This window comes from Nocardia vinacea (genome assembly GCF_035920345.1).
Classification (GTDB): Bacteria; Actinomycetota; Actinomycetes; order Mycobacteriales; family Mycobacteriaceae; genus Nocardia; species Nocardia vinacea_A.
In genome coordinates, this window is the sequence record NZ_CP109149.1 from 7,295,434 (window position 1) to 7,307,836 (window position 12,403).

Below are 12,403 nucleotides of genomic sequence, written 5' to 3' on the forward strand. Positions count from 1 at the left end.
CGTTCTCAGAACGGCGGTTCGTCGTCTACGCGGCCGCCCCCGAAGGAGCCCGCCGCGGGTGCGCTGCCCCACGGGTCGTCGTCGGCGCCGCCGGAACGGCTGCCGCCACCACCACCGGCCGGAGCGAAGTTGCCCCCGCTGCCACCGGAACCGAAGCCGCCGCCACCCCCGCCGCCGCGACTGGCCTTGGCGACCTTCGCGGTGGCGTAGCGCAGCGAGGGACCGACCTCGTCGACCTCGAGCTCGACGACTGTGCGCTTCTCACCCTCGCGGGTTTCATAGGAGCGCTGCTTCAGTCGTCCGCTCACGATCACACGGGCGCCTCGGGTCAGGCTTTCGGCGACATTCTCCGCAGCTTCACGCCAGATGTTGCAGCGCAGGAAAAGCGCTTCGCCGTCTTTCCATTCATTCGAATTACGGTCGAACACGCGGGGTGTCGATGCGACGGTGAAATTCGCCACCGCCGCGCCCGCGGGCGTGAATCGAAGTTCGGGATCGGCCGTCAAGTTTCCGATGACGGTGATGACCGTGTCGCCTGCCATGTGGTTCCTCCTGCTCGGTATGCAGTCCGCAGTGCACTCGCTTTGCGCTAGAGCCTAGAGACAGGCACCGACGCAATCGAGGGTCACTTGCCGTGGCGCAGAACCTTGGTGCGCAGCACCGACTCGTTGAGACCCAGCTGGCGGTCGAGCTCGCTCACCGTGGCGGGCTCGGCGGTCAGATCGACCACGGCGTAGATGCCTTCGGCCTGCTTGGCGATCTCGTAGGCGAGCCGGCGGCGGCCCCAGATGTCGACCTTGTCGACCTTGCCGCCATCGGTCTTGACGACGCTCAACATGTTGTCCAGCGACGGACCAACAGTGCGCTCGTCCAGGCTCGGATCGAGGATGACCATCACTTCGTAATGACGCACGGACCAATCACCTCCTGTGGACTAGGAAACGGCCACGGACGGTCCGTGGCAGGAGGGTCGTTGCGTCAGCAACCCGACAAGGCTACATGAGCGCCCGTTGAGCAGCGAAATCGATGCCTGAGACAGTGCCCGTATGGTCATTGGTGGGGGTAAGCACGGGCGTCGTCGCACGGTGCGGCCTAGGGTGGTGCCCATGCCGACCGGACTCGCCACCCGCGACAGGATCGTCGGGGGAGTGACGCGCAGCGCGGCCTTGGCCGCGGTGGTGGTGTTGCTGTGCGGGCTCACATTGGCGCTCGCATATGCGAACAAGGCGAGGTGCGCGGGTGCGCCGTTCGCCGAGAACGGTCGCAGTGCGGTCTTCGATGTGATCAAGGATTCGGACGTCTGTTATTCCGATATCCAATTCCTGTGGCTCGGTCGCGATATTGATCAACACGTCTTTCCGTATATCGACGGCGGCATCACCGAGGACGGCATGCTGACCGGTGGCGCGGTCGAATATCCGGTGCTCAGCGGCGTGCTGATGTGGCTCGGTGCGGTCGGCGCGGATAACGACGCGGAATTCCTGCTGCATTCGGCATTGCTGTTGGCGCCGTTCGCCTTGTTGACCGCCTGGCTGCTGGTCCGGCTGGCGGGGCGGGCGGCGCTGCTGTGGGCGGCCGGTCCGCCGCTGGTGCTCTACGCATTCCACAACTGGGAGCTACCCGTGGTCTGCATGGCGGTCGCGGCCGTGTACGTGGTGACCGCGCTGACCCGATATTCGTTGCGTACCAGGGGAATTCTGGCCGCTGTGCTGCTCGGTATCGGGTTCTGTCTCAAGCTGTATCCGGGCATCTTCGTGCTGCCGTTGCTGGCTTATGTACTCACCGGCGGTCAGCGCGATATGGATGATCCGACGCCGACTCGATTCGATGTGCGCGGTGCGCTGCTGACCGCCGCCGCGGCCGTCGGCACGGTGGTTGTGGTGAATCTGCCATTCGCACTTGCCGGTTACGAAGGCTGGCGCGCGTCGATCACCTTCCAACAATTGCGCCAGGCCGATATCACCACGAATTCCATTTGGTACTGGGGACTTCGGCAGCTGTTCGGCCAGGATGTCGACGGCGAGAGCGCCTTTCAGCATGTGGTCTCGATCGCCTCGCCGACTCTGGTACTGACCTCCTTCGTGCTGGCAATGTGGTTGGGCTGGAAGCGATTCACGATGACCGGTACCTTCCCGTGGATCGGGGTCAGCGGCGCGATGCTGTGCGGATTCCTGCTGTTCCACAAGGTGCACTCGCCGCAGTACACGCTGTGGTTGGTGCCGTTCATGGTTCTGCTCGAGGTGCCGTGGGCGGCGATCGGCGCGTATCTGGTCGCTGACGCCGCGATCGGAATCGGCGTATTCCGGTATTTCTATTCGATCGGATCCGGCAATTCGGTGGATTCGATGGAGAATGTGGTGCAATTCGGCGTGTGGGGGCGTGCCACGCTGCTGGTGGTGTTCTTCTTCCTGTTCGTGCGGGCGAGGCGGCGCGGGTACCGACCCGAACCACCGCGGATACCGCGGTTCGAACCCGGCAGCCTGGTACCGGTGGGCTAGTACGAACCGGGGTCAGTCGACGTGTCGGGCGCGGAAGGCGGCGCTCTTGGCGCGGTTGCCGCAGATGGTCATATCGCACCAGCGTCGCGACTTTCCGCGTGAGGTATCGAGATACAGCCGTGTGCACTCGTCGCGCCCGCATTCCTTGATCAACCCCCGCTCCGGCCCGCCGAGCATTTCGATCGCGGAGCGGGCGATCGCGGCGAGTGCTGCGTCCGGATCGCCGTGGCGGGTGATCGTCGCATCGGATCGCAAAGTGAGCCTGGGGAGTTGGCCCCCGGCCAGCTCGTTGACGATCTTGCGGTCCGCGTCCGCGAACGGCTCGTCGCGGGCCGCGGCCAGGGCCAGTCGGTAGCCTGCCTCGCGCAGCCGAACGGCCTGGTCGAGGGTCGTCGCATCGCAGTGCGGGGTGGTGTCGAGCAGGTCGGCGGCGAGCAGCCACTCGTCGAGGTCCGCCGGGGTGGTGAGGAAGTCGTCGAACGTCGTGGCACGGGCCTTGACCGTGCCTGCGAAGTCCAGGGCGAGGTTACCGCTCACGAAAGCGAACACCTCTTCATAATAACCGCCTTGACAGGTTACACGGGAGAATGGGACCTTAGTAACCGACTTAGGTGGTTATCCGGCCTGTCGTGCTGGATCGAGGAGGGCACATGCAGACGCAACTCTTGGACCCGCTGTTCCGAGCGACCGGCAAGCCATCCCTTGCGGCCGGCATGCAACCACTGTTCGTCGTGCTGTGGAGCAGCGCCTTCATCGCCGGAGTCATCGGTGTCGGCGCGGCACCGCCGATGATGGTGCTGTTCGCCCGCTTCGCCATCGCCGCGGTCCTGCTCGCGGTGTACGCCACCGTGATTCGTGCGAGCTGGCCGAGCGCAGGCCAGCTCAAACATGTCGTCATCGCGGGTCTGCTGATGCAGATCGTGCAGTTCGGCGCGTTCTACACCGCGATGAGCCTGCATGTTTCGGCCGCCATCATCGCCCTGGTACAGGGACTCAATCCGGTCGTCATCGCTTTGCTGGCCGGATTCATCGGCGAAACCGTCACGGCGCGACAGTGGTTCGGCTTCGGCATCGGTGGCGTCGGCGTCGGCTTGGCCGTAATCGACCAATCGAGCATGTCACTGGTCGGTCTGCTGCTGTGCGTGATCGGCTTGCTCGGCCTCAGCGTCGGCACGATCTACCAGAAACGCTTTGTACCGCAGGTCGATTCGCGCGCCACCACCGCTATTCACATGGCCGCGAGCGCGCCGATTGCGGGCGTATTGGCTTGGAACACCGGCCAATTGCACATCTGGGATGCGACGCGATTCGCGGAATCGCTCACCTGGATGGTGCTGGTCAATTCGATGGTCGCATTCCTGCTGCTGAACGCGATGCTGAAGCGTTGGGAGGCAACGCGAGTCGGGCGTCTGTTCTTCGCGACGCCCGCGGTCACGGCCGTACTGGCCTGGCTGTTCATCGATCAGCCGCTGCGGCCCCTCGCCGCGGCCGGACTCGGCGTCGGACTGATCGGCATGGTGTTCGCCTCGCGCCGCCCGACGCCCGCAATCGATCAGCGGCAGCCGGTGCCCGTCCGCTGAAAAGAGAAGCGGCAGCGGCTGGAAGCCGCCGCTAGCGACTGCTTGCAGGTCGCTCGAAAAGATCGGCCGCTCGAATTCTTCGGCTACTCGCTGGAACTCAGGCCACCGGGGTGACTTCTCGTTCGCTCTCCACTTCGTCGGCGTCATCGCGCCGATTCTGAATGATGCTGGTGATGAATGCCGCGCCGATGAACGCCACGCCGACGAGACCGGTGATGATGTCGTTGATGTGCACGCCGATCGAGACGAACAGGATGACCGCCAGCGCGCCGATCGCCCAGTGCGCGCCGTGCTCCAGGTACACGTACTCCGACAGCGTGCCCTTGCGCACCAGGTACACGGTGATCGAACGGACGAACATGGCGCCGATCAGACCGAGGCCGAGCGCGATGATGATCGGGTCGGAGGTGATGGCGAAGGCGCCGATGACACCGTCGAAGGAGAACGACGCGTCGAGCACCTCGAGGTACAGGAACAGGAAGAACGCCGCCTTGCCCGCGGCCTTGACCAGCTGGGACGGACCGCCGTCCGCGGATTCCTCGAACTCCTCGGTATGGAACAGCGAACCGAGTCCGTCGACCACGATGTAGGTGATCATGCCGAGCAGACCGGCGACCAGGACCGTGGCGCGCTCTTCGTCGGTCGCGATCAATTCCGCGGTGAGCACCAGGCCGACGCTCGCGACGACCACCGAGAGCATATCGAGCTTGCCGAGCTGGGCCAGCGGCTTCTCCAGCCAGGACAGCCAGGTGGTTTCGCGTTCCTCGAAGATGAAGTTCAGGAACAGCAGCAGCAGGAACATGCCACCGAATGCGGCGATCTGCGGATGTGCGTCGGTGAGCAACTTCTCGTAGCTCGGGCTGCCGTCCGGGAAGGTCAGCGCGTCACCTTCGGGCGGGTTCAGCGCCAGGTCGAACGCCTTCACCGGGGTCAGGCCCGCGGTGATCCAGACGATCGCCAATGGGAAGACCAACCGCATGCCGAATACGGCGATGACCACGCCGACGGTGAGGAAGATCCGCTGCCAGAACTCGTTCATCCGCTCGAGCACGGTGGCGTTGATGACCGCGTTGTCGAACGACAGCGAGACCTCGAGGATGCCGAGGATGGCGGCCAACGCCAGCGCGGTCGGCCCGCCGTACAGGAATGCCACGACGAGTGATACCACCGTAACAACGATGGACATGCCGAATATGCGCAGGACCACGCGGAGACCCTTTCCGTGCGGCGGTCGAATGTCTGTCCGAGCGCGCCATTGCCGATGTAACCCGAGGGCCGTACCAACCCGCGGTCGCGATGATGGTTCCAGCGTGGGCGCGGAACCGTCGATTGTCCAACGGAGCGGCGAGGCAAATCGTTCCGTGGACATGCGAGCAGGGGGCCCGTCACCGAGCCCCCTGCCTTGACCAGTACGTCTTAGACGTTCACGCCGTAGTCACGGGCGATACCCGCCAGACCCGAGGCGTAGCCCTGCCCGACGGCGCGGAACTTCCACTCGGCGCCGTTGCGGTACAGCTCGCCGAAGACCATGGCCGTCTCGGTCGAGGCGTCCTCGGACAGGTCGTAGCGTGCCAGCTCGGTGCCGTTGGCCTGGTCGACGACGCGGATGTAGGCGTTGCGCACCTGGCCGAAGGACTGCTGCCGGGTGTCCGCGTCGTAGATCGAGACCGGGAAGAAGATGCTCTCGATGGTCGGCGGGGTGTTGGCGAGGTCAACCTTGATGACCTCGTCATCGCCTTCGCCCTCACCGGTGAGGTTGTCGCCGAGGTGCTCGATGCTGCCCTCGGGCGACTTGAGGTTGTTGAAGAAGATGAAGTGCTTGTCGGACACGACCTTCTTGTCCGCACCGGTCGCGATCGCACTGGCATCCAGATCGAAGTCGGTGCCGGTGGTCGTACGAATATCCCACCCGAGCCCGACGGAGACAGCGGTAAGGTTCGGCGCTGCCTTCGTCAACGAGACATTGCCGCCCTTGGACAAACTGACACCCATGCGGGGTTCCCTTTCAATAGACGTCTGTGGTTCCCAGCACTGTCCGAATCGCCGGGTACGTCCTACGACAGTAGTAGGTTTCGGCAATCTTGCGTAGGAACTGGTGCATCCACCGGCGAACTGGAACATCTGATTCGCTTGGGCCGAGCCGAGGCGAGTACACCGCCTAACATCGGGGCGTGGCAGGCCGTAGGCGTGGATGGTTCCGGTCGTCCGGGAACAATGAATGGATTGCACAGGCCCGGTCGACGCTGGCGGCCGCGTTCCTGGATATGGATCGGCGGCAGAGCGCCGCCGAGGCGGCGGTGCACGCCAGTGAACAGGTGTTCCCGGAGCGACGGATGAGCGCGAAATGGGAACCCGCGCGCAGCAGGTGCTATGACGCCGCGGGCGCATATCTGACGTTCACCGAGGAACTGGATAATGCCGAGCGCGACGACACGCCGATACCGCAGGGGCAGGCGCGGGTGGACACCCTGGTGCGGCAGCTGACCGATGCGGCTCGGGCCGTCGACGAGTTCTATCGCGGTAATCAGTCCCAGCTCGAGAACGCCGTCGCGGTACTCGGCACGGTGCCGCAATTCGCGCAGCAAGTGAAGATCGCGGCGGCCGGTGTGCGCAGGCAGGCCGCCGAATCCGAATACGCTGGCTACCCCTCGATGCGGCAGTACGCGGCGGCGGTGGATGAGTCGCTGCTCACACTCGAGGGGCTCGGTTCCGAGGTGCCCGCCGCGAGTGTCCGGGAGGCGGCCAACCGCCTGGAATCGGCGACGAAATTGCTGGCAGAAGCTTTGGCGCAGGCACCATCTCGGGCCGCGGCGGCGGCCAACGCCATTACCTCGGTGGCCACGAGATCTGCCGCGGTACGCACCCGTGGCGAACGGGTGGCACCGGCTTACTCGGAGTTGCTCCGCGAGTTCAATGCTGCGAGTTCGGCGGATCTGGCTAACAATGGGCAGGAAAGCATAAAGGCCATCGATGCCGCGGATGCCGCCCTGGTGCGGGCGCGTGCGGCGGCAGCCGAAAACAATCCGGAGTCCGCACTTGATCTGACCACATCCGCACGCGGGTACCTCACCGAGGCCGAACACTTGATCGACGCCGTCACCAAACGGCTGACATTGCTGCGCGAAGTCCGTGAGAATCCGCAAGAGAAGGCCAAGGCCGTACGATTTCGGCTGCGGGACGCACAAATGCTCGCGGTGAGCCGCGGGCTCGTCGGCGAATGGGGATCTGTGCTCGATGCACAGGTGGACCGGATCGATCGAATCACCGAAAACCTGTCGGGGCGCCATCCCGACTACTGGGCCTATGTGGCCGAATTGGATACCGTCGCGGAGTTCGTAGCCGGGGTAGTGGATCGAATGAGAAAACAAGCAGGACCACGACGAGAATGAGGCCAGGGGTTATGCGGCCACCGCAATTAGGGATGAGGACAGCGAAGCGATGACTGCGGGCATCGTCGTCCAGCAACAGGTCTCCCTGCGAAAGCAATTGCCGCTGCGCCATTTTCGCCAGCTGCACGGCCCGGAGGCGCGGCACCTGTTCCATCGACAACCGGAACCGTTCGGCGATGACGCCGACCGGGAAATTCTGGCGTTCGCGCTCGGCGCCACGCTGTATGCGCCGGCAACCCGCACCGACCTCGCCTTGACGATCAGTAAGCGGGCCGCGCGCGGCGTGTGTTCGATGGTCATCGATCTCGAGGACGCCGTCGCCGATCACGAGGTGGAATTCGCCAAACGACAGACCGTCGCGACGCTGAATCTGCTTGCCGACAGCGAGGATCCGAATCCGCTGCTGTTCGTCCGGGTTCGCGATGCCGATACCGTGGCCGAAATCGTCGAACAACTCGGCACCGGGGCGGTGGCACTGACCGGCTTCGTCTTTCCGAAATTCGACCGTGCGAGCGGTCCGAAATATCTCGCCGCGCTCGAGGCGGCTGCCGAGCGGTGGGGCAGACCTGTGTACGGCATGCCGGTGCTCGAATCGCCCGCGCTGGTGCATCGCGAGACCCGGGATCAGGAGCTGACCCAGATCGCGGCGCTGTTGGCCGAGCACCGGGAGCGGATACTCGCGGTGCGCATCGGTGCGACGGATATGTGCTCGACCTTCGGCATTCGGCGGGACCGGGATCTGACCATCTACGACGTGCGGGTGGTCGCAGATGTCATCGCCGATATCGTGAACTACCTGGGACGTTCGGACGGTACGGGTTTCGTGATCACCGGACCGGTCTGGGAATACTTCGCCGACCACGAGCGGATGTTTCGGCCGCTGCTGCGGACCGCGCCGTTCGAGGAATCCGATGCGGTGCCGTTCCGGCGCTATCTGGTCAGTCGCGATCTGGACGGGCTACTACGCGAGATCACACTCGACCGGGCCAATGGGATCCAGGGCAAAACGGTGATCCACCCGTCGCATGTCGCGGCCGTGCATGCGCTATCGGTGGTGACGCACGAGGAGTATTCGGATGCGCTGGACATTCTGCAGGTCGATGTCGGCGGGGTGGCGGCATCCGGATATCGGAACAAGATGAACGAGATGCGGCCGCATCGCAGTTGGGCGCGTCAGACGCTGCTGCGGGCTCGTGTTTTCGGTGTCGCGAATAAGGGTGTTTCGTTCGTGGATCTATTGACGGCGTTGGTGACCGAGTGAGCATTGATCCTTGGGCAACAACGAATTTGGGTATCGAGTTGCGGCACGAGCGATCGCACGGTGGCGGATCAGTGGATGTGCTGCCCGCCGAATTGCCCATCGCCACATTGATTCAGCCGGGGTTGCGGCGTAATCCACGTCGCGCGCACCTACTGGTTTCGACCGTGCTCGGCAAGCATCTGCCGACGGATCCGCGGGTGGTTCTCGGTGCGGGCAATCGACTGGGCGATCTGGTGCGTGACGTATTGGGGGAACGTGCGGCCGTGGTACTCGGATTCGCCGAGACCGCGACGGGCTTGGGGCATTGTGTGGCGGCACGGATCGGGGCCGGATGCTATCTGCATTCGACCCGTCGCGAGGTGCCCGACGCGACCACCTTGACCGGCTTCGAGGAAGGCCATTCGCACGCAACCTCACATCTGCTGCAACCCGCACCCGCGGATATCTTCGTCAACGATCTGCCGCTGGTGCTCGTAGACGATGAAATATCCACTGGTGACACGGCAATCGATGCGGTTCGGGCATTGCACGCGTTTTCGCCGCGTGCGCATTATGTGCTGGCGTCGCTGGTGGATATGCGGACCGAGCACGATCGGGCGCGGTTCCAGTCGGCGGCCGAGTCGTTGGGCGCGCGGATCGACACCGTGTGTCTGGCGGCCGGGCGCACCTTGCTGCCCGATGACCTGGTCGCGACGGTGTCGTCGATGCCTGATCCGGTACTGAATCCGACTGCGGCGCAGCGTGGTTCGTTCGATCGAGTCGAGTTGCCGTGGCCTGCGTCGGTTCCCGAGGGCGGTCGGCACGGGATTCTGCGCTCCGATACCGATGCGTTCGAGGCTGCGCTCGCGAAGGCCGCCGAGGCGCTGCGGGTACGGCTTGCCGATGATTTCGCCGGACGGCCCGCGATTGTGCTCGGGCACGAAGAGCTGATGTATCTGCCGCTGCGGTTGGCGGCCGAGCTCGCCGACGCCGGGATTGCGACCCGATTCCAGACGACGACCCGGTCGCCCGCGTATGTGCTGGATGAGCCGGGGTATCCGTTGCGGCGCGGGTTTCGGTTCATCGCACCCGAACCCGGTGAGGTGCAGCCGCGGTATCTGTACAACGCGCACTGGATCGAGGATGCGCTGTCCGAACTCGCGGTGCTGGGTGCTGGCGCGGACTCGAGTGAGGACACGGCGCTGGGTGGGGACGTGCCGCTGGGTGGGGACGTGGCATTGGGTGGGGACGTGGCATTGGGTGGGGATGTCGCGCTCGACGAGGGCGTGGCGCTGAGTGGGGACGTCGCGTTCGACGAGGACGTGGCGGCGCGCGACGAGGGCGCGGTGCGGTGCGATCGTGCTCGCGCGGGCGAGGAGGCGGTGGATGATCCGGGGCCGACCGGGGCCGCCGGTGTGCGGTCGGTCGGCGTCGAGCCAGTTCTGGTCGTTGTCATCGATACACCGGCCGATACCGATGAACTGCTGGTCGAGGGCGGTCTGATCGATGTGCTGACCGCATCTGGTGACGATGTCGTATTGGCAGTCCTGCCGGGTGCGGATCCGCGGTTGTTGCATGCAGAACGGACCGATGTCCGGTCGTCCGCCGTAGGGGCCGAACCGAGGGTGTTATGAGGTCGAACGCTGTGCCGGAATCGAATATCTCTCCGCAATCGGCCTTGGAACTTCCCGTTCCACTGCGCGGCCCGGCATTCGGATCGTATGCGCCCGAGGAGGTTTCCTGGCTGCTGAAGGATCTGTCCGATGTCGACCTCGAGGCCGATGTGGCCGAGCGGGAACGCCGGATCCAGTCCGGTGCCGCGCATTACGCGGAATCGCTGCCGATCGAATATCAGCCCGATGCCGCTTATCGCTTGCTGTTCGACGAGGTGTTGACCGAGAGTGCCGAGCGGCTCGCGCTCGCCGTGGCGACGGTATCCGAACTCGTTGTCGCCGAACGCGGTACCGATATCGTGCTGGTTTCACTGGCGCGGGCGGGTACGCCGATCGGGGTTCTCATGCGGCGCTGGTTGCGGTCTCGAAGTCTCGATGTGCCGCACTATGCGGTATCGATCGTGCGTGATCGCGGTATCGATGCCGTCGCACTGGATTATCTTGCTCGCAACCATGATCCGGCCTCGGTCGTGTTCGTCGACGGCTGGACCGGCAAGGGTGCCATCACTCGCGAACTCACCGAAGCGCTGGACGCCTATCGCGCCGCGGGCGGTGCCCGATTCAATGACGAGCTCGCCGTGCTCGCCGACCCGGGACATTGCGTGCGCACCTACGGCACCCGAGACGACTTCCTGATTGCCTCGGCCTGCCTGAATTCGACAGTTTCCGGACTGATTTCGCGCACCGTACTCAATGACACGCTGATCGGACCCGGCGATTTCCACGGCGCGAAGTTCTATCGCGAACTGGCAGCCGACGATGTCTCCGGTCGTCTGCTCGACACCGTGACCACCGCCTTCGACGCGGTCCGGGATCGCGTGCCCGCCGAACTGGCCGCCGTGCGCGCCGACGACCGGACACCGACCTGGACCGGCTGGGCCTCGGTCGACAAGGTGCGCGAGGAATACGGCGTGGCCAGTGTGAATTTCGTGAAACCGGGTGTCGGTGAGACGACCCGGGTGTTGCTGCGGCGGCTGCCGTGGCGGGTGCTGGTGCGTGAGGCGGACGCACCGGAACACGCGCATATCCGTCTGCTCGCCGCGGCCCGCGGTGTTCCGGTCGAGGTCGTACCCGACCTGGCCTATTCGTGCATGGGATTGATCAAGGACGTACAGCAGTAATGCATCTGAGAAAACTACGAAGACAGGCTCTGATCGCTACCGATCTCGACCGAACGATGATCTACTCGCGCAACGCTTTCCACGCCACCACCGACGTGCCGACGGTTTGTGTGGAACACCTCGAGGGCGCGCCACTGTCGTTCATGACAACCACCGCCGCCCTGCGCATGCAGACCCTGACCGAACCCGCCGCCGTCATTCCCACCACCACGCGGACCATCAAGCAGTTCGAACGTATCCAATTACCCGGCGCTCCTTGGCGATACGCGATTACCAGCAATGGCGGGAACATCCTGGTCGACGGTGTGCCGGATATGCGCTGGCGCATCGATATCGACGCGCAGATGCGGGCAGGCGGCGCGACGCTGTCGGAGGTGAATACCGAACTGCGTGCGCGGATCGACGATTCCTGGGTCACCAAATTCCGGGTCGCCGATCATCTGTTCACCTACCTGGTGGTGAAGCCCAAGGAAGTACCCGACGGCTTCCTCGCCGAATGGGATGCCTGGTGCCGCCCGCGCGGCTGGTCCGTCTCCCAGCAGGGCCGCAAGATCTACACGATGCCCCTGGCCGTCTGTAAGAGTCATGCGGTACGTGAAGTCCGTCGCCGCCTGGTCGAAAACGGTGAACTCACTACTGCGGCGATGACACTCGCCGCAGGTGACGGCGCTCTCGACGCCGAAATGCTGCGTACCGCGGACTCCGCCATCCGTCCGCGCCACGGCGAACTCGAACAACTCAACTGGACCCACCCCAACCTCACCATCACCCGCGCCTCCGGAATTCTCGCGGGCGAGGAGATCATCAACTGGTTCATCAAGGCCGCACCGGACGCCGCGTAACCGACCTTGCCTTGACACCGGCGACAAGGTTTAGCGTTGCCCTGACGGTGATGAAGGAGG

The 12,403-nt window shown here is 64.5% G+C and carries 12 protein-coding genes; 7 read left to right on the forward strand and 5 right to left on the reverse strand.

What is annotated here, in order from left to right:
- Positions 1 to 5: 5 nt before the first annotated feature.
- Positions 6 to 542 (reverse strand): single-stranded DNA-binding protein, encoded by a 537-nt coding sequence (locus OIE68_RS33270; protein WP_327094932.1) that lies wholly within the window; start codon positions 540 to 542, stop codon positions 6 to 8.
- Between the two features lie 83 nt (positions 543 to 625).
- Positions 626 to 913, reverse strand: a complete 288-nt coding sequence (gene rpsF, locus OIE68_RS33275) for a 30S ribosomal protein S6 (RefSeq protein ID WP_040697500.1) — start codon at positions 911 to 913, stop codon at positions 626 to 628.
- Between the two features lie 193 nt (positions 914 to 1,106).
- Between rpsF and OIE68_RS33280 the strand changes: the two genes are divergently transcribed.
- Entirely contained in the window at positions 1,107 to 2,498 is a 1,392-nt protein-coding gene (locus tag OIE68_RS33280) for a hypothetical protein (protein WP_327094933.1), read from the forward strand.
- 12 nt (positions 2,499 to 2,510) lie between these two features.
- Here the strand turns inward: OIE68_RS33280 and OIE68_RS33285 are convergent, their stop codons facing one another.
- Positions 2,511 to 3,047 carry a CGNR zinc finger domain-containing protein gene (locus OIE68_RS33285; RefSeq protein WP_327094934.1) on the reverse strand — a complete coding sequence of 179 codons (537 nt, stop codon included), beginning with the start codon at positions 3,045 to 3,047 and terminating at the stop codon, positions 2,511 to 2,513.
- A 101-nt stretch (positions 3,048 to 3,148) separates the two neighbouring features.
- On the opposite strand from OIE68_RS33285, the gene OIE68_RS33290 reads away from it, so the two are divergent.
- Entirely contained in the window at positions 3,149 to 4,078 is a 930-nt protein-coding gene (locus OIE68_RS33290; protein WP_327094935.1) for a DMT family transporter, read from the forward strand.
- Between the two features lie 97 nt (positions 4,079 to 4,175).
- On the opposite strand, the gene OIE68_RS33295 is transcribed toward OIE68_RS33290, so the two are convergent.
- Both OIE68_RS33295 and OIE68_RS33300 read right to left on the reverse strand, forming a co-directional pair.
- A complete protein-coding gene (locus tag OIE68_RS33295) occupies positions 4,176 to 5,285 on the reverse strand; it encodes a DUF475 domain-containing protein (protein ID WP_327094936.1) in 1,110 nt (369 codons plus the stop codon).
- Positions 5,286 to 5,494: 209 nt separating this feature from the next.
- Positions 5,495 to 6,070, reverse strand: a complete 576-nt coding sequence (locus tag OIE68_RS33300) for a TerD family protein (RefSeq protein ID WP_327094937.1) — start codon at positions 6,068 to 6,070, stop codon at positions 5,495 to 5,497.
- Between the two features lie 179 nt (positions 6,071 to 6,249).
- Between OIE68_RS33300 and OIE68_RS33305 the strand changes: the two genes are divergently transcribed.
- From OIE68_RS33305 to OIE68_RS33325, 5 genes are read left to right on the forward strand one after another with little or no spacing between them, the layout of a single operon-like run.
- The gene (locus tag OIE68_RS33305) at positions 6,250 to 7,467 is read left to right on the forward strand and encodes a hypothetical protein (RefSeq protein ID WP_327094938.1); all 1,218 of its coding nucleotides are present in this window, start codon (positions 6,250 to 6,252) and stop codon (positions 7,465 to 7,467) included.
- A 49-nt stretch (positions 7,468 to 7,516) separates the two neighbouring features.
- The gene (locus OIE68_RS33310; RefSeq protein WP_327094939.1) at positions 7,517 to 8,728 is read left to right on the forward strand and encodes an HpcH/HpaI aldolase/citrate lyase family protein; all 1,212 of its coding nucleotides are present in this window, start codon (positions 7,517 to 7,519) and stop codon (positions 8,726 to 8,728) included.
- Positions 8,725 to 10,341, forward strand: a complete 1,617-nt coding sequence (locus OIE68_RS33315) for a phosphoribosyltransferase family protein (protein ID WP_327094940.1) — start codon at positions 8,725 to 8,727, stop codon at positions 10,339 to 10,341. The genes OIE68_RS33310 and OIE68_RS33315 overlap by 4 nt, the downstream gene beginning before the upstream one ends.
- Entirely contained in the window at positions 10,338 to 11,501 is a 1,164-nt protein-coding gene (locus tag OIE68_RS33320; RefSeq protein WP_327094941.1) for a cysteine protease StiP family protein, read from the forward strand. Before OIE68_RS33315 ends, OIE68_RS33320 begins: the two co-directional genes overlap by 4 nt.
- Positions 11,501 to 12,343: an HAD family hydrolase gene (locus OIE68_RS33325; protein WP_327094942.1), complete on the forward strand. Its 843-nt coding sequence runs from the start codon at positions 11,501 to 11,503 to the stop codon at positions 12,341 to 12,343. The genes OIE68_RS33320 and OIE68_RS33325 overlap by 1 nt, the downstream gene beginning before the upstream one ends.
- Positions 12,344 to 12,403: the final 60 nt, after the last annotated feature.